This window comes from Streptomyces sp. NRRL F-6676, assembly GCF_000725625.1.
In the GTDB taxonomy this organism is placed as follows: Bacteria; Actinomycetota; Actinomycetes; order Streptomycetales; family Streptomycetaceae; genus Streptomyces.
The window spans coordinates 242,511-259,613 of sequence record NZ_KL647083.1 but is presented as its reverse complement, the minus strand read 5'-3'; the positions used below and the strand labels follow the sequence as shown (position 1 = coordinate 259,613).

Sequence of the window (17,103 nt, the reverse complement as noted above, 5' to 3'; positions counted from 1 at the left end):
GGGCGGCGCCCTCAGAGCGTGACAGGCGCGGCTTCCAAGATCATGGAGTTTTCGACGCCCCGTGATCCGAGTGGAAGACCGTGAGCCCTTTCCATCTTGATCAGGTAGCGAGTTCGAGGGCGATGACAGCACGGACGACAACTGCGATCCGAGTGGTGCTGCAATGGAGCTTCGATCACGCCAAGATCCGCAGCCTCGGTGAACGTGCCATGGCCACCCTCAAATGCCGGCGGCTCCTGCGGAAGCGGTTGTGACGCCGACGCCATCCGCGCAGACCCTTGCCCCGGAACCAGGGTCTTTGAGAAGTGATCTTGTGTCCGGGTTCGTCATGCCAGGCCGAGGGCGGTGAGGGGCCGCAGGTGGTTTCGGGCGGTGTGGCGGAGGCAGGGTCCTTCGCGTGATCGACGTCTGTCCGGGTTGATCCGGTGATGCCGAGGGTGGTCAGGGGCCTTCGCCAGTCGCGAGAGGTGTGGCGTAGGGCGGCGGCGATGTTGGTGTGGCCGTCCTGACGGTGGGCGCCGATGGCGAGGTTGCGCAGGCCGGCCATGATGCGCGGGAGATGGCCGGCATGGATCTTGGAGTCGTCCTCGCGGAACGTGCGGTCGCGGACGTGGTGCAGGAGGTTTTCGATCTTCCAGTGTCCTCGGATCCAGTCGGCGAGCTGTGCGCCGGTAGCCGCGCCGGGCGGCAGGCTGGTGATCAGGTAGACGCGCTCGATGGTGAGCCTGCCGGTGGTGAAGTCCGCCCTCCAGCGCACGACGTGCAGGGCCTGGCGTGCGTCTGGGTAGTCCAGGTGGGCGAAGGCAGCGGTCTTCAGCCGCCGGATCTCCAGGCGGTGGTGGGCCCGCGTGCGGTCGTAGTGGCCGAGCGTGATCTCGCGCCAGGGCAGGCGGCGGACGCGGTCGAACAGACCGGGATGGTTGGCCTTGACCTGGGCGATGTAGTGGGCACCACGCTCGCGAAGGTAGGTGCCGTGAGCGTGCTGGGTGTGCAGCGCGTCGGCGGTGATGACCGTGTCGGTCAGGTCGACGCTGTCCAGCAGGGGCCGGAAGGCGGGGATCTCGTTGCTCTTGTCAGCTACCTGGCGCTGGGCCAGGACGTGGCCGGTGTGGTCCATCGCGGCGAGCAGGGTGACGTAGGTGGTGGTAGCGGTGCGTGAGCCGCGCAGGGCCTTGCCGTCGACGGCGATCGCCCGCGGTCCGGGGCCGGCCGGGGCTGCGCGGGCGGTGAGGAAGTTGCCGATCGCGCGGTCCAGGGCGTCGCCGTCGAGCTGGACGAGCAGACGGCGCAGGGTGTGGGGGTGCGGGACCGACACGGTGCCGGAGAGCGGGTCGACGGGGAAGCCCAGAACCTGGCAGGCCCACGCGGGGACGTCGCTGATCCATTCCGTGATCGCGGTGAGCGAGCGGGCACCGGCCAGGACACTCGCCGCGGCCGCGGCGACCAGGGCGGACAACCGGTAACGGCGGCCACGGACGCCTCGCGGATCGGGCACCAGGTCCAGGAAACCGGACAGTGCGACCGCGTCCGCCAGCGGGACCGGCGCGGCAGTCCGGCCCAGTTGGGCCAGCGCGGTGGCATGGGAGAAGATGCAGGAGCAGGCACGGACTCGCCAGGTGTTCATGGGACTTCGACACTCACATGATCACTGAGACCGTGCCTGCACTGCGTCCACCCTCGCCCGAACCGGGACGTCCCCTCCAAGGAAGGGTCAGCACGGCACTTCGGAAAAAACGCAATCATGCAACAGCCCCTGGAGAGGCAACGCCGAGAACGCTCAATGACGGCTCCCACGTGCTGAGGCACACGTACGCGTCCCTCGTCCACGAGGCAGGCGAGTCGGTCGTGACCCTCTCCAAGTGGTTGGGGCACTCGTCGCCGACCATCACCCTCGACCACTACGCCCACTTCATGCCGGAGGCGGGGAAGAAGGGGCGCAGGGCGATCGATAGCCTTCTGGGGGAGCGGGGGGAGGAGGCCGTCGGCGCGAACTCCCCAGATTCTCCCCAGGACCTGTCCTGAGTGCCCATCAATCGGGCCGCGACACGTAAACAACGAGGTGAGAGGCCCTATGTTCACGACCCGGCCCACCCTCCAGGGCACCTTCGGCATGGTGTCCTCCACCCACTGGCTCGCCTCCGGCTGCGCCATGGCCGTACTGGAGGACGGCGGCAACGCCTTCGACGCGGCCGTCGCCGCCGGTTTCGTCCTGCACGTCGTCGAGCCGCACCTCAACGGGCCCGCCGGGGAACTCCCGGCGCTCGTCGCCCCGGCCGGGGGACCGGTACGGGTGCTGTGCGGCCAGGGCGTGGCGCCCGCCGGCGCCACGATCGCCCACTACCGCTCCCTCGGCCTGGACCTCGTCCCCGGCACCGGTCCGCTGGCCGCCGCCGTGCCCGGCGCCTTCGACGCCTGGATGCTGCTCCTGCGCGACCACGGCACCAAGCCGCTCGCCGACGTCCTCACGTACGCCATCGGGTACGCCGAACACGGGCACGCCCCCGTCGAGCGCGTCGGCGGGACCGTGGAGACCGTACGGGAGCTGTTCGAGACGGAGTGGACCTCCTCGGCCGCCGTGTATCTGCCGGACGGCGAGCCGCCGCGCCCCGGCCGGCTCTTCCGCAACCCCGCCCTCGCCGCCACCTGGAAACGGCTGCTCGCCGAGGTCGCCGGGGCGGGCGGCCGGGAGGCGGAGATCGACGCGGCGCGCGAGGTGTGGCGCACCGGGTTCGTCGCCGAGGCACTGGTCCGGCAGTCCGCGCGGCCCACCCTGGACACCAGCGGCACGCACCACACCGGGACGCTCACCGCGGCCGACCTCGCCTCCTGGTCCGCCACGTGGGAGCGGCCCGCGACGTACGACTGGAACGGCTGGACCGTGTGCAAGGCCGGGCCCTGGAGCCAGGGCCCGGTGCTGCTCCAGCAGCTCGCCCTGCTCCCGTCCGAACTGCCGCCGTACGCCTCCGCGGACTACGTCCACCTCCTCGTCGAGGGCTGCAAGCTCGCCATGGCCGACCGCGAGGCCTGGTACGGCGACGCCGCCGCCGTACCCCTGGAGGAGCTGCTGTCCGCTCCGTACAACGCGGAGCGGCGGGCGCTGATCGGGGCGGCGGCCTCGTACGAGCTGCGGCCGGGCGCGCCCGGCGGGCGGACACCCCGGCTGAGCCGGTACGCGCTCGGGCTCGCCTCCGCCGAGCCGGGACACGACGCGCTCGGCGTGGGAGAGCCGACCGTCGCCAAGAGCCCGCTGTCGCCCGTGCCGGGCGAACCGGCGGGCGCGGACGGAGAGCCGACGGTGGCCGGTGACGGTTCGACCCGGGGCGACACCTGCCACCTCGACGTCGTTGACCGCTGGGGCAACATGATCGCGGCGACCCCCAGCGGCGGCTGGCTGCAATCCAACCCGGTCGTGCCCGAACTGGGGTTCCCGCTCGGCACCCGGTTGCAGATGACCTGGCTCGACGAGGGGCTGCCGGGCTCCCTCACCCCGGGTCGCCGCCCGCGCACCACGCTCAGCCCGTCCCTGGCGCTGCGCGACGGGGTGCCGGTCATGGCGTTCGGGACGCCCGGCGGCGACCAGCAGGACCAGTGGGGGACCCACTTCTTCCTCGCCGTGGCGCTGCGCGGCCGGATACGCGGCGGCCTCGACCTCCAGGGCGCGATCGACGCCCCCAACTGGCACAACGACAGCTTCCCCGGCTCCTTCTTCCCGCGCGGAATGCGGCCCGGCGCGCTCACCGTGGAGTCGCGCACGGACCCTGCGGTCGTCGCGGAGCTGCGGCGGCGCGGGCACGACGTGCTGGTGGGGGAGGCGTGGTCGGAGGGCCGGCTGAGCGCGGTCGCCCGGGACCCGGAGACCGGCGTGCTCTCCGCGGCGGCCAACCCGCGGGGGATGCAGGGGTACGCGGCGGGGCGCTGAGGGGGAGCCGGGAGGGGCGGCGCCGACGGCACACGGGGGCGGGCGGCGCCGGGTGCCCCGCACCCCGGAATTCACCCCGATTCCGCCCGCTGTGCACCGGGCGGGACGGGAATGTCAGTGGCGCGTGCTCTCATGGAGCCATGATCGAGAGCATGGACATCAGCACGGGAACCATCGACGAGTTCCTCACCCGGCACGCCGACGACGTCGAGACGGCGGTCCGCAGGGCGGCCGCCACCGAGATCATGCCGCGCTTCCGCCGCCTGGAGGCCCACGAGGTCGACGAGAAGACCGGCCCGCACGACCTGGTCACCGACGCCGACCGCAATGCCGAGGCGTATCTCACCGAGGAGCTGGCCCGGCTGCTGCCCGGCTCCGTGGTGGTGGGCGAGGAGGCGGTCCACGCCGACCCGCGCGTGTACGAGGCGATACGCGGCGAGGCCCCGGTGTGGGTCGTCGACCCGGTGGACGGCACCCGCCAGTTCGTCCACGGCGACACCGGCTTCTGCACGCTGGTCGCGCTGGCCCGGGGCGGCGAACTCCTCGCCTCCTGGACGTACGCGCCCGCCCGCGAGCAGTTCGCCACCGCGCTGCGCGGCCGGGGCGCGTTCCTCGACGGCACCCGGCTCAGCGCCGGCTCCCCGGACCCGGCCGGCGCTCTGGAGGTGGCCACCTCGCACCCCGACTACACCACCGACGCGCAGAAGGAGGCGCTGCTCGGCCTGCGCACCGAGGGCGTCCGGCCCCGGCCCTGCGGCTCGGCGGGCCTCGAGTACCTGGCGGTGGCCCGCGGCGAGCTGGACGCCACGGCGTTCACCTGGGAGGCCGCCTGGGACCACGCCGCCGGGCTGCTCCTGGTCGAGGAGGCGGGCGGCACCCACCTCACACGCGCCGGTGTGCCGTTCCGTATCACCGGCGGCAATGCCCTGCCGTTCAGCACCGCGCGCGACGGCGCCACGGCCCGCAGGGTGGTGGAACTGCTGGGCGGCGCCCGGTGAGCACGGCCGCCCTCCCACCCGCGCCCCGGCGCCGCCGGAGGTGCGGCATATCCTGATGCCTCAGTGGCCGTCGGCCGGCGAAGGAGTCCGAAGGTGCCGTCAATGCTCGATGCGGTCGTGGTGGGAGCGGGCCCGAACGGACTGACGGCCGCCGTGGAGCTGGCCCGCCGGGGGTTCTCGGTGGCCGTGTTCGAGGCCAGGGAGACCGTCGGCGGGGGAGCGCGCACCGAGGAGCTGACCCTCCCCGGCTTCCGGCACGACCCCTGTTCCGCCGCCCATCCGCTCGGCATCAACTCGCCCGCGTTCCGGGCGCTGCCCCTTCAGCGGTACGGCCTGGAGTGGCTCCAGCCGGAGCTGCCCATGGCGCACCCGTTCCCCGACGGCACGGCGGCCGTGCTCGCCCGGTCCGTCGCCGAGACGGCCGCCTCCTTCGGCCCGCGCGACGCGGGCACCTACCGCAGGCTCGTCGCCCCGTTCCTCGACAAGTGGGACACCCTGGCGAAGGACTTCATGTCGCTGCCGGCCACCGCGCTGCCCCGCGACCCGGTCACCCTCGCCCGGTTCGGCCTGGTCGGACTGCCGCCGTCCACCTGGCTGCTGCGCCGCTTCCGCGACGAGCGGGCCAAGGGCCTGTTCGCCGGGCTCGTCGCCCATGTCATGGCACCCCTCGGCGGCTTCGCCACCTCCGCCGTCGGCCTGGTCTTCGCCCTGGCGGCGCACGCCCGGGGCTGGCCCGTCGCCCGCGGCGGCTCCCAGGCCATCTCCGACGCGCTCGCCGGGTACCTCACCGCACTCGGCGGCACCCTGCACACCGACTACGAGGTCAAGCGGCTCGACGACCTGCCGCCGGCCCGCGCCTACGTCTTCGACACCTCGCCCACCGCCCTGGCCCGCATCGCCGGCCTCGGCCGGACTTACGACAACTACCGCTACGGCCCCGGCGTCTTCAAGATCGACTACGCGCTGGACGGCCCGGTGCCCTGGACCGCGGAGGAGGCGCGCACCGCCGGCACCGTACAGATCGGCCCCACCAGCGGCGACATCGACACCGCCCTGCACGCCGCCGGCACGGGCCGCGCCCCCGACGCGCCCTTCCTCATCACCGTGCAGCCCGGCGTCGTCGACCCCACCCGGGCCCCCGAGGGAAAACAGGTCTTCTGGGCGTACGGCCATGTGCCGCACGGCTGGACCGGCGACCTCACCGACGCGATCGAACGCCGACTGGAGCGGTTCGCCCCCGGCTTCCGGGACCGCGTCCTCGCCCGCGCCACCGCCGGGCCGCCCGAACTGGCCGTGCGCAACGCCAACTACGTGGGCGGCGACATCGCCACCGGTTCCGTCGCCGGACTCCGGCTGCTGCTGCGCCCCAAGCTGTCCCTGTTCCCGTACGCCACTCCGCACCCGGCCGTCTTCCTCTGCTCCTCGGCGACCCCACCGGGCCCCGGTGTGCACGGCATGTCCGGCCACAACGCGGCGAAGGCGGTGTGGCGCCGGCTGCGTCAGACCTGACCGGGCCGGTTCGCGAAAGGAGACAGCAGCACCGATGACGACCCTGACCGTGATCCGCGGCGACCTCACCCGCCAGTCCGCCGACGCACTCGTCAACGCGGCCAACTCCTCGCTGCTCGGCGGCGGCGGGGTCGACGGCGCCATCCACCGCCGGGGCGGACCCGCGATCCTCGCCGACTGCCGGGCGCTACGCGCGGCGAAGTACGGCCGGGGGCTGCCGACCGGCCAGGCCGTCGCCACCACCGCCGGTGACCTGGACGCCCGCTGGGTGATCCACACGGTCGGCCCCCGCTACTCGCCCGACGAGGACCGCTCCGCACTCCTCGCCTCCTGCTACCGCGAGTCCCTGCGCGTCGCCGACGAACTCGGTGCGCGCACGGTCGCGTTCCCGGCCGTCTCCGCCGGTATCTACGGCTGGCCGGTCGAGGACGCCGCCCGGATCGCCGTGGAGACGGTACGGTCCGTGCGGACGGAGGCCGAAGAGGTCCGGTTCGTCCTCCTGGACGAACGGGCGTACGACGCGTTCGCCGCCCGGCTCAGCTGAACCGTACGGAACGGGATGCCCCTCATGACCACACCCCGGGACCTGCTGATCGTCAGCCTGGACGTCCCGTCCGCCCACCCGGTCGGGCAGGGCGACCTCTCGCTCGCCCTCGCCGGCGCCGAGCTGGTCGACCTGCTGCGCGCCGGTGCCCTCGTCCTGGACGGCGACCGCATCGTGCCCGGCGCGGCCCCGAAGGCCCCGGAAGCCTTGAAGGACCCGAAGGACCCGAAGGACCCAGAGCCCCCGAAGGACCCGGAGAACCCGGCGGACCCGGTGGACGCGGCGGCCCCGGCGGACCCGGCCGAGCCGGAGGACGCGCTGCTGCGCGCGGCCGGGGCCTCCCTGCGGCGCGAGGTGCCGCACGAGTCGGTCGAGGACTGGCTGTGGCGCCGGGGCAACGGGCTGGCGGCGGCGTACCACTCCGGTCTGGAGGCGGACGGCCTGCTGGTCCGGCAGCGGCACCCGTGGATCCCGGTGCGCACCGGCCGTACCGCCCTGGTGGACTCGCCCGCCCGGCGCCGCGCCGCCGTCCGCTGGCGGGCCGGCGACCCCGTCCTCGCCGGGCTCGCCGCCGCCCTCGGCATCCACGACGAACCGGCCGAGGACTTCGGCAGCCTCGCCGACGAGTCGCTCGTCACCGTCCTGGCCGCCGTCCACCACGCGGTGGCCGAACTGGAGGCGGTACGCCAGCGGCGCAGCATCGAGAAGGCGGCGTTCGACAACATCTGGCGCGGCTGACGGCATCTGGCGCGGCTGACGGCATCCGGCGCCGCTGATGGCATCCGGCGCGGCTGATGGCATCCGGCGGAACTCACGGCAGCCGTCGGGCCGACGACTAAACCAACAGATTCCGACAACAGCATTGATCAAGCCCTACGCCTGGTTCTAGTGTGACCAGCCAAGTTGGTTTTACCGACAACAGCGAACAGAACCAGACGCACCTCAGTCAGCGCAGTACGCACCCTGTCGCACCGAGGAAGGCCACGGTCATGCCGCACCCCACCACGCCATCCGCCGACCGGCCCGCGGGCCCCCACCGGGCGGTCGTCAGCCGCCGCCGACTCCTGGAGGGCACCGCCGCCGTCCTCGGCGGTCTCGCCCTCTCCGCCACCCCCGCCGCCGCCCTCGCCACCGGCCGGACGACGGCGGCCGGGGACACCGCCGCCACCCCGGAGTGGAACGGGAACATCGCCACCTTCCAGGTGGGCACCGAGCCCCCGCACACCACCCTCATGCCCTACGGTGACCTCCGGCAGGCCCTCGCCGCCGACCGCACCCGCTCCCCGTACCGGCTCAGCCTCGACGGCACCTGGAAGTTCGCGCACAGCGACCGCCCCGAGGACCGGGACCCCGACTTCCACCGCACCGACCTCGACGACCGCTCCTGGGACACCCTCCCCGTCCCCTCCGCCTGGCAGACCCACGGCTACGACGCCCCCATCTACGTCAACATCACCTACCCCTGGTGGGGCCCCAACGGCCGGGGCGAGGAACCGCAGCCGCCCGCCGCACCCACCCGCTACAACCCCGTCGGCCAGTACAGACGCACCTTCACCGTGCCCCGCGACTGGTCGGGCCGGCGCACCTTCCTGCACTTCGAGGGCGTCAAGTCCGCGCACTACGTGTGGATCAACGGCCGGCTCGTCGGCTACCACGAGGACTCGTACACCCCCGCCGAGTACGACATCACCGACCACCTGAAGCCCGGCACCAACCAGATCGCCGTCGAGGTCTACCGCTACAGCGACGGCGACTGGCTGGAGGACCAGGACATGATCCGGCTGAGCGGCATCTTCCGCTCGGTCTACCTCTACTCCACCCCCACCGTGCACCTGCGGGACTTCAAGCTGGAGACCCCGCTCGGCGACGGGTACACCAGCGCCGAGCTCAAGGTCACCGCCGGCGTGCGCGCCTACGGCGACGGGGACGGCGGCCGGTACACCGTCGAGACGCAGCTCTACGACGACCGCGGGCACGCCGTCTGGTCCCGGCCGCTGAACCAGTCCGCCGACCTGGACTCCGCGGGCGCCGGCGAGGACGTCACGGTGACCGCCTCCCGGGCCGTGCCCGACCCCCGGCTGTGGTCCGCCGAGCACCCGTACCTCTACACCGCCGTCCTGCGCCTGCGCGACCCCGCCGGGAAGGTGGTCGAGACCCTCTCCCACCGCGTCGGACTGCGCGAGTTCGCCCTCAAGGACGGGCTCATGCGCATCAACGGCAAGCCCGTCTCCATCCGCGGCACCAACCGGCACGAGATGCACCCCGACCGCGGCACCGCCCTCACCCGCGCGGACATGGTCAAGGACGTCACGATCATCAAGCGGATGAACATGAACTCCGTCCGCACCTCGCACTACCCGAACAACCCGGTGTGGCTCGAACTCGCCGACGAATACGGGCTCTACCTCGTCGGCGAGACCAACCTGGAGACCCACGGCATCCGCGACGAGTACCCCGGCGACCACGCCGACTGGACCGAGGCGTGCGTGGCCCGCGCCCGCAACATGGTCCACCGCGACAAGAACCACGCCTCCGTGGTCATCTGGTCCCTCGGCAACGAGGCCGGCGGCGGCAGCACCTTCGTCGCCATGCACGACTGGATCCGCTCCTACGACACGACCCGCGTCATCCAGTACGAGGGCGACGACCGCCCCGGGATCAGCGACATCCGCTCGGCGATGTACGAGAGCCCCGCCCGGGTCGCCGAACGCGCCGCGGACACCTCCGACACCCGGCCGTACGTCATGATCGAGTACTGCCATGCGATGGGGAACTCCAACGGCAACTTCAAGAAGTACTGGGACACCGTCCGCTCCCACGACGTCCTCCAGGGCGGCTGGATCTGGGACTTCGTCGACCAGGGCCTCAACTGGCGCACCCCCGCCCGCATTCTGCTCACCGAGACCGGACCCGGCGCGCTGCGCGGCGAAGTCCTCGCCCCGCAGGGTGGTTTCGACCGCGACAAGGGCGTCAGCGGCGGCACCGTCTTCGCCCGCGACGACCGCCTCGACCTCACCGGCTCGCTGACCCTGGAGGCCTGGGTCACCCCGCGCTACACCGGCGACCACCAGCCGATCCTGGTCAAGGGCGACACCCAGTACGCGCTCAAGCAGACCAATGACAACATGGAGTTCTTCATCCACTCCGGCGGCCAGTGGATCAGCGCGAGCTGGAAACTGCCCGACGACTGGACCGGCACCGAACACCACCTCGCGGGCGTCTTCGACGCCGACGCCGGCACACTCACCCTGTACGTCGACGGCGCGGTGAAGGCCACCCGCTCCACCACCGCACGCCCCGACAGCACCGTCACCCCCGTCTCCCTCGCGACGGACATGGACAACGCGCTGCGCGAGTTCAGCGGCACGATCCGCCGCGCGCGCATCTACGCCCGTCCCCTGACCGCCGCCGAACTCGCCTCCGACGCGCGGAAACCCGGCGACGACGGCGTGCGCTTCTGGTTCGACGCCGCCACCGTCGGGCACACCGAGAAGCGACCACGCGAGCGGACCTTCCCGGCCTACGGCGGCGACTGGGGCGACAGTCCCAACGACGGCAACTTCTGTGCCGACGGCATCGTCACCGCCGACCGCGGCCACACCGGCAAGGCCGCCGAGATCAAACGCGTCCAGCAGGCCGTCCACGCCGCCCCGTCCTCCGGCGACGACACCCTCACCGACGGCGCACTCACCCTCACCAACGAGTATCTGTTCACCAACCTCCGCGAGTTCGACGGCAGTTGGTCACTCGTCGCCGACGGCCGGACCGTACGGCACGGCAGGCTCACCCGCGCCCAGCTCGACGTGGAGCCGCTGTCGAAGAAGCGGATCACCGTGCCCGTACCCCTCCCGGAGGACCCGGCGCCCGGTGCGGAGTACTTCCTGGAGCTGTCCTTCACCACCCGGGAGCACACCCCGTGGGCCAAGGCCGGCTTCGAGGTCGCCCGCGAGCAGATACCCGTCGACGCGGGCAGCCCGAAGGTGACCCCCGTCCCGCTGGAGAGCGTGCCGTCCCTGCGCCACGACGAGGACGACGGCTCGGTCACCGTCCGGGGCCGCGCCTTCTCCGTCACCCTCGACAAGAAGACCGGCACCCTCACCTCCTACGAGGCCGCGGGGCACCGCCTCCTCACCGACGGCCCCGTACCCAACTTCTGGCGGGCGCCCACCGACAACGACAAGGGCAACGGCCAGCACACCCGCAACCAGACCTGGCGCGACGCCGGCGCCCGCCGCGAGGTCACCGGTGTCGCCGTCCGGGCCCTGCGCGACAAGGCCGTCGAGATCAAGGTCACCGGCACCCTGCCCACCACCGTGGAGTCCGCGTACACCACCACGTACACCGTCTTCGGCAACGGCGAGATCAAGGTCGACCACACCCTGCACCCGGGAGCGTCGAGCCTGCCGTACCTCCCCGAGGTCGGCAGCATGCTCTTCCTGCCGGGCCGCCTCGAATACCTGCGCTATTACGGGCGCGGCCCCGAGGAGAACCACTGGGACCGCAACGACGGCACCGACGTCGGCGTGCACTCCGGGACCGTCTCCGACCAGTGGACCCCGTACATCCGCCCCCAGGAGAACGGCAACCGGACCGACATCCGCTGGGCCGCGCTCACCGGCCGCGACGGCACCGGGCTCCTCGTCACCGGCGACGCGCTCCTCGAAGTCAACGCCTCGCACTTCACCCCCGAGGACCTGTCCGTCGGGGCCCGCCACGACTACCAGCTCACCCCGCGCGAGGAGGTCGTCCTGCGGGTCAACCACCGGCAGATGGGCGTCGGCGGCGACAACAGCTGGGGCGCCCAGACCCACGACGAGTACAAACTCTTCGCCGACCGCGACTACAGCTACACCTACCGCCTCCGCCCGCTGACGGACGTGGACGAGGCGATGCGCCTGTCGCGCCGACCGACGGCGACGAAGTTCGCCTGAGCTGTTCAGGGGCGCGGGGAACTGCGCAAAACGGAGCGAAGCTCCGTAGGAGGGTCCGGGGGCGCAGCCCCCGGGGGACGATGGTGGTCCCCCCTGCTCGAACGAAGTTGAGAGCTTGGGGGAGGGTAGGGGCGGCGGGGGCGAAAGAACCCCACAGCCACCCCCACCCGCCCCGCACCCCCCGCCCACCTCCATGTCGGATTCCCGCCAGCCGGAGGCCTCCGCATGCCCGAGACTTGAGGCATGCGGAACGCGATGCACACAGACACCGAAGGCTGCGTCCGCGCCGTCCGTTCCAAGGACGCGCGCTTCGACGGCTGGTTCTTCACCGCGGTCCTGACCACGGGGATCTACTGCCGGCCGAGCTGCCCGGCCGTGTCCCCCCGCCCCGAGAACATGACCTTCTACCCCAGCGCCGCCGCCTGCCAGCAGGCCGGTTTCCGCGCCTGCAAACGCTGCCGCCCCGACACCACCCCCGGCTCCCCGCAGTGGAACCAGCGCGCCGACGCCGTCGCCCGCGCCATGCGGCTGATCGCCGACGGCGTCGTCGACCGCGAGGGCGTCCCCGGCCTCGCCGCCCGGCTCGGCTACAGCACCCGGCAGATCGAACGCCAGCTCCTCGCCGAGCTGGGCGCCGGGCCGCTCGCCCTGGCCCGCGCCCAGCGCGCGCAGACCGCCCGGCTGCTCATCGAGACCACCGCCCTGCCGATGGCCGACCTCGCCTTCGCCGCCGGGTTCTCCTCCATCCGCGCCTTCAACGACACCGTGCGCGAGGTCTTCGCGCTCTCCCCGAGCGAGCTGCGCGCCCGGCGCCCGCGCCGGACGGTGACCGCCCCCGGCGCACTCTCCCTGCGACTGCCGTTCCGCGCCCCGCTCAACCCCGACAACCTCTTCGGCCACCTCGCCGCCACCGCCGTACCCGGCGTGGAGGAGTGGCGCGAGGGCGCCTACCGCCGCACCCTGCGCCTCCCGTACGGCCACGGCGTCGTCGCCCTCACCCCGCGCCCCGACCACATCGCCTGCCGGCTCACCCTGAGCGACCTGCGGGACCTGCCCGTCGCCATCAGCCGCTGCCGCCGCATGCTCGACCTCGACGCCGACCCCGTCGCCGTCGACGACCAGCTCCGCACCGACCCGCTGCTCGCGCCGCTGGTCGACAAGGCACCCGGCCGGCGCGTGCCGCGCACCGTCGACGAGGCCGAGTTCGCGCTGCGCGCGGTCCTCGGCCAGCAGGTCTCCACCGCCGCCGCCCGCACCCACGCGGCCCGTCTCGTCACCGCGCACGGCGAGCCGGTCGAGGACCCCGAGGGCGGCCTCACCCACCTCTTCCCGGCGCCCGAGGCACTGGCCGCCCTCGACCCCGAGACGCTCGCCATGCCCCGCACCCGCCGCACCACCTTCACCACCCTCGTCCGCGAACTCGCCGAGGGCAGACTCCACCTGGGCGTCGAGAGCGACTGGGCCGAGTCCCGCGCGCAGCTCCTGGCCCTGCCCGGACTCGGCCCCTGGACGGTCGACGTCATCGCCATGCGCGCCCTCGGCGATCCCGACGCCTTCCCCGTCACCGACCTCGGTATCCGCCGCGCGGCCCGCGACCTCGGCCTGCCGGCCACCCCGGCCGCGCTCACCGCCCGCGCGGCGGCCTGGCGCCCCTGGCGGGCGTACGCCGTCCAGTACCTGTGGGCGACGGACGACCATCCGATCAACTTCCTGCCCGTCTGACCACCGTTGGTCCGTCCGCCAGTGGCTCACGGACCCGTCGAAGGAACACCTGTGACCGTGAAACAGCACACCGTGATCGACAGCCCCTACGGCCCGCTCACCCTCGTCGCCGACGACGGCGTCCTGTGCGGCCTCTACATGACCGAACAGCGCCACCGCCCGCCCGAGGAGAGCTTCGGCACCCCCGACGACACCCCCTTCGCGGCCGCGGCGGAACAGCTCGCGGCGTACTTCGCGGGCGAGCTGAAGGAGTTCACCCTGGACCTGCGCATGCACGGCACGCCGTTCCAGCGGCGGGTCTGGGACGAGCTGCGCCGTATCCCCTACGGCGAGACCCGCTCGTACGGCGAACTGGCCGCCGAGCTGGGCAGCCCCGGCGCCTCCCGCGCGGTCGGGCTGGCCAACGGCCGGAATCCGATCGGCATCGTCGTCCCGTGCCACCGCGTGGTGGGGGCCAACGGCAGCATGACGGGGTACGGCGGCGGCATCGACCGCAAGAAGCGCCTGCTGGCGTTCGAGAGCGGGGCGGAGGGGGCGGGGCTGTTCTGAGGCCGTCGGCGGGCGGCCGAATATGCCCGTGGCAGGCCGAATATACGGTCGCACCGGCCCGCGCGCCCGCCTTACCCTCGACCGCATGACGACCACGCCCCTCGTCGCGCTCCTGAGCGGCGCCGGGATCTCCACCGACTCAGGCATCCCCGACTACCGCGGCCCGGCCGGGCTGTGGCGGCAGGACCCCGAGGCCGAGAAGCTCGTGACCTACGAGCACTACATGGGCGACCCCGACGTACGGCGGCGCTCCTGGCAGCTGCGGCGGCGGACCGGGGCACTGCGCCCGGAGCCCAACGCGGCACACCGGGCCGTGGTCGAACTGGAGCGCTCCGGGGTGCCGGTACGGGTGCTCACGCAGAACGTGGACGGGTTGCACCAGCGCGCCGGGATGCCCGCCCGCAAGGTCCTCGAACTGCACGGCAGCGCGCGCCGCGTGGTGTGCGCCAAGTGCGGTACCAAGGGCGCGATGGAGGACGCGCTCGCCCGGATCGACGCCGGTGAGGACGATCCGCCCTGCCTGGAGTGCGGTGGCGTCCTGCGACCGGCGACGGTGATGTTCGGCGAGCCGCTGGACCCCTCCGTCCTGGCCGAGGCGGCGGCCATCGCCAAGGCATGCACGCTCTTCTTCGCCGTCGGCTCCAGCCTCCAGGTGCACCCGGCGGCGGGGCTCGCCCAGGTGGCCGCCGAGCACGGCGCCCGGCTCGTCGTCGTCAACGCCGAGCCCACGCCGTACGACGGCATCGCCGACGAGGTCGTGCGCGAACCCATCGGCACCGCGCTGCCGCGCCTGCTGCGGGAACTGGCGTAGCCCCGTTCAGCGGCCCTGCTCAGCGGCCCCGCTCAGAGGGCGGGGCTCACCTCGTCGACCGGGTCCGCCCGGTGGCCGTCCTCCAGTTCCGCCATGTGCCCGCCGCTCTCCAGTACGTCGAGGGCGGCGAGGACGCGGCGGCCCAGTTCGCCCAGGAGGTGGTCGGCGAGCTCCGCGCGCGGCACCAGCCGCCAGGACAGCAGCTCCGACTCCTGCAACCGGACCGCCGCGAGCTCCTCGTCGGTGAGCACCCCGCCGTCGTACAGATACGCGACCACGGGCGGACGGTCCGCGGTGCCGGACACCCAGTCCACCGCGAGCAGCCGGCCGAGCGTGCGGTCCAGACCGATCTCCTCGGCCGTCTCGCGCCGCGCGCCCTGCCGCGGACTCTCCCCGTCGTCCGACTCGACCGTGCCGCCCGGCAGCGCCCAGCCCTCCCGGTAGTTCGGCTCGACCAGCAGCACCCGCCCCTCCGCGTCCCGGAAGAGCGCGGCGGCCCCCACCAGGACGCGCGGCAGGCCGGCGATGTACGTGGCGTAGTCCAGAGTGCTCATCCAGGCAGGGTAACCACCGCCGGGGGCCGCCCGGCGCGTGCACAGCGTGTTGTCAGGGTCGTCCGGAGCGCGGTCGGGGGCATGACGGGGCGGGGCCGCCGTGGATAGGGTCGCCCACACGGGCTGAGAAAGCGCTTGCGGACACAAGGGGATACCAGGGTGACGAACGGTGCGGTGGCCGGCGGACGCGGGGTGCTCATCGCCGCGGACAAGTTCAAGGGGTCGCTGACGGCCGTGGAGGTCGCCGAGCGCGTGACGGCGGGACTGCGCCGGGTCGCACCGGAGCTGGAGGTGGAGTCGCTGCCCGTGGCCGACGGCGGCGACGGGACCGTTGCCGCGGCGGTCGCGGCCGGCTTCGCGCGCCGGGAGGTACGGGTCGCCGGACCGCTCGGCCAAGAGGTGACCGCGGCCTTCGCGCTGCGCGGCACGACCGCGGTGGTGGAGATGGCCGAGGCCGGCGGGTCGCGGCGGCTGCCCGGGGGCGTCCTCGCGCCGCTCACCGCGTCCACGTACGGCAGCGGGGAGCTGCTGCGCGCCGCGCTGGACACGGGGGCGCGCACGATCGTCTTCGGGGTGGGCGGGAGCGCGAGCACCGACGGGGGCGCGGGGATGCTGACCGCGCTGGGGGCGCGCTTCCTGGACGCGGCGGGGGAGCCGGTGGCGCCGGGGGGCGGCGGGCTGGCCGGGGTCGCCGCCGCCGACCTCTCGGGGCTCGACCTGCGGCTCGCCTCCGTCGACCTCGTGCTCGCCAGTGACGTCGACAATCCGCTGACCGGGCCGACGGGGGCGGCGGCGGTGTACGGGCCGCAGAAGGGGGCCTCGCCGGACGACGTCGCCGCGCTGGACGCGGGGCTCGCACGGTTCGTGCGGGTGCTGGAGGAAGCGGTCGGTACGCGCGCCGTCGCGTGCGCCGGGGCGCCGGGGGCGGGAGCCGCGGGTGGGGTGGGGTACGGGGCGTTGTTGTTGGGGGCGCGGTTCCGGGCGGGTATCGAGGTGATGCTGGAGGTGCTGGGGTTCGGGGCGGCGGTGGAGCGGGCGTCCTTGGTGATCACGGGGGAGGGGGCGCTGGACGCCCAGACGTTGCACGGGAAGGCACCGGTGGGGGTGGCTGCGGCGGCGCGGGGGGCCGGGCGGGGGGTGGTGGCGGTGTGCGGACGGTTGGCGTTGTCGCCGGAGGCGTTGGCGGGGGTGGGTATCTCGCGGGCGTACGCGCTGACGTCCCTCGAACCGGATGTGGGCCGTTGCGTCGCCGAAGCGGGGCCGCTGCTCGAGCGGCTCGCGGAGCGCGTCGCCCACGACCAGGGCTTGGCCTGACCAAAACCTTTTTCGCCCCCGCCGCCCCTACCCTTCCCGTCCTTAACAAGGGGCTCCGCCCCTTTGACCCCGGGAGAGCTCGGGTGGTGAGGTTCGTGGGCGGGTGCGGGTTCGACGTGGCTTGTCGCGCAGTTCCCCGCGCCCCTAAAGCAAAAGCAGTGGGGCGCCCCCTGCTTTTAAGTCTTTAGGGGCGCGGGGAACTGCGCGAGCAACCACCCACTCACCCGCACTCCCCAACGAACCCACGCCAAC

The 17,103-nt window shown here is 73.2% G+C and carries 12 protein-coding genes and 1 pseudogene; 11 read left to right on the top strand and 2 right to left on the bottom strand.

What is annotated here, in order from left to right:
* Window positions 1-175: 175 nt before the first annotated feature.
* Window positions 176-1,624, bottom strand: coding sequence for an ISAs1 family transposase (locus IO29_RS32565; protein ID WP_234307425.1), 1,449 nt, complete (start codon window positions 1,622-1,624; stop codon window positions 176-178).
* A 158-nt stretch (window positions 1,625-1,782) separates the two neighbouring features.
* Here IO29_RS32565 and IO29_RS32560 point away from each other — a divergent pair.
* The 10 genes and pseudogenes from IO29_RS32560 to IO29_RS32515 all read left to right on the top strand — a co-directional run.
* Window positions 1,783-2,022: pseudogene (locus IO29_RS32560) on the top strand (site-specific integrase); the annotation flags it as partial.
* A gap of 49 nt (window positions 2,023-2,071) precedes the next feature.
* Complete coding sequence (locus IO29_RS32555; protein WP_030378291.1) at window positions 2,072-3,919, top strand: gamma-glutamyltransferase family protein; 1,848 nt, start codon at window positions 2,072-2,074, stop codon at window positions 3,917-3,919.
* A gap of 140 nt (window positions 3,920-4,059) precedes the next feature.
* On the top strand, window positions 4,060-4,917 hold the full coding sequence (locus IO29_RS32550) for an inositol monophosphatase family protein (protein WP_030378292.1): 858 nt from the start codon (window positions 4,060-4,062) through the stop codon (window positions 4,915-4,917).
* A 102-nt stretch (window positions 4,918-5,019) separates the two neighbouring features.
* Window positions 5,020-6,426, top strand: coding sequence for a phytoene desaturase family protein (locus tag IO29_RS32545; protein WP_030378293.1), 1,407 nt, complete (start codon window positions 5,020-5,022; stop codon window positions 6,424-6,426).
* 34 nt (window positions 6,427-6,460) lie between these two features.
* Window positions 6,461-6,970, top strand: coding sequence for an O-acetyl-ADP-ribose deacetylase (locus IO29_RS32540; protein WP_030378294.1), 510 nt, complete (start codon window positions 6,461-6,463; stop codon window positions 6,968-6,970).
* A gap of 24 nt (window positions 6,971-6,994) precedes the next feature.
* Window positions 6,995-7,708: a GPP34 family phosphoprotein gene (locus tag IO29_RS37425; RefSeq protein ID WP_030378295.1), complete on the top strand. Its 714-nt coding sequence runs from the start codon at window positions 6,995-6,997 to the stop codon at window positions 7,706-7,708.
* Between the two features lie 251 nt (window positions 7,709-7,959).
* Window positions 7,960-11,901: a glycoside hydrolase family 2 TIM barrel-domain containing protein gene (locus IO29_RS32530; RefSeq protein WP_030378296.1), complete on the top strand. Its 3,942-nt coding sequence runs from the start codon at window positions 7,960-7,962 to the stop codon at window positions 11,899-11,901.
* A 255-nt stretch (window positions 11,902-12,156) separates the two neighbouring features.
* Window positions 12,157-13,623, top strand: coding sequence for an AlkA N-terminal domain-containing protein (locus tag IO29_RS32525; RefSeq protein ID WP_030378297.1), 1,467 nt, complete (start codon window positions 12,157-12,159; stop codon window positions 13,621-13,623).
* 57 nt (window positions 13,624-13,680) lie between these two features.
* Window positions 13,681-14,172: a methylated-DNA--[protein]-cysteine S-methyltransferase gene (locus tag IO29_RS32520; protein ID WP_033224577.1), complete on the top strand. Its 492-nt coding sequence runs from the start codon at window positions 13,681-13,683 to the stop codon at window positions 14,170-14,172.
* Window positions 14,173-14,257: 85 nt separating this feature from the next.
* Window positions 14,258-14,983 (top strand): SIR2 family NAD-dependent protein deacylase, encoded by a 726-nt coding sequence (locus IO29_RS32515; protein WP_030378299.1) that lies wholly within the window; start codon window positions 14,258-14,260, stop codon window positions 14,981-14,983.
* Window positions 14,984-15,015: 32 nt separating this feature from the next.
* Here IO29_RS32515 and IO29_RS32510 read toward each other — a convergent pair whose 3' ends face one another.
* The gene (locus IO29_RS32510; protein ID WP_030378300.1) at window positions 15,016-15,537 is read right to left on the bottom strand and encodes an NUDIX domain-containing protein; all 522 of its coding nucleotides are present in this window, start codon (window positions 15,535-15,537) and stop codon (window positions 15,016-15,018) included.
* 174 nt (window positions 15,538-15,711) lie between these two features.
* On the opposite strand from IO29_RS32510, the gene IO29_RS32505 reads away from it, so the two are divergent.
* A complete protein-coding gene (locus tag IO29_RS32505) occupies window positions 15,712-16,851 on the top strand; it encodes a glycerate kinase (RefSeq protein ID WP_030378301.1) in 1,140 nt (379 codons plus the stop codon).
* The last annotated feature ends 252 nt before the right edge of the window (window positions 16,852-17,103 follow it).

Excerpts from the sequence above, each read along its gene's own strand:
- IO29_RS32565 (WP_234307425.1), bottom strand. The coding sequence starts at position 1,624 with ATGAACACCTGGCGAGTCCGTGCCTGCTCCTGCATCTTCTCCCATGCC.
- IO29_RS32555 (WP_030378291.1), top strand. The coding sequence starts at position 2,072 with ATGTTCACGACCCGGCCCACCCTCCAGGGCACCTTCGGCATGGTGTCC.
- IO29_RS32550 (WP_030378292.1), top strand. The coding sequence starts at position 4,060 with ATGATCGAGAGCATGGACATCAGCACGGGAACCATCGACGAGTTCCTC.
- IO29_RS32545 (WP_030378293.1), top strand. The coding sequence starts at position 5,020 with ATGCTCGATGCGGTCGTGGTGGGAGCGGGCCCGAACGGACTGACGGCC.
- IO29_RS32540 (WP_030378294.1), top strand. The coding sequence starts at position 6,461 with ATGACGACCCTGACCGTGATCCGCGGCGACCTCACCCGCCAGTCCGCC.
- IO29_RS37425 (WP_030378295.1), top strand. The coding sequence starts at position 6,995 with ATGACCACACCCCGGGACCTGCTGATCGTCAGCCTGGACGTCCCGTCC.
- IO29_RS32530 (WP_030378296.1), top strand. The coding sequence starts at position 7,960 with ATGCCGCACCCCACCACGCCATCCGCCGACCGGCCCGCGGGCCCCCAC.
- IO29_RS32525 (WP_030378297.1), top strand. The coding sequence starts at position 12,157 with ATGCACACAGACACCGAAGGCTGCGTCCGCGCCGTCCGTTCCAAGGAC.
- IO29_RS32515 (WP_030378299.1), top strand. The coding sequence starts at position 14,258 with ATGACGACCACGCCCCTCGTCGCGCTCCTGAGCGGCGCCGGGATCTCC.
- IO29_RS32510 (WP_030378300.1), bottom strand. The coding sequence starts at position 15,537 with ATGAGCACTCTGGACTACGCCACGTACATCGCCGGCCTGCCGCGCGTC.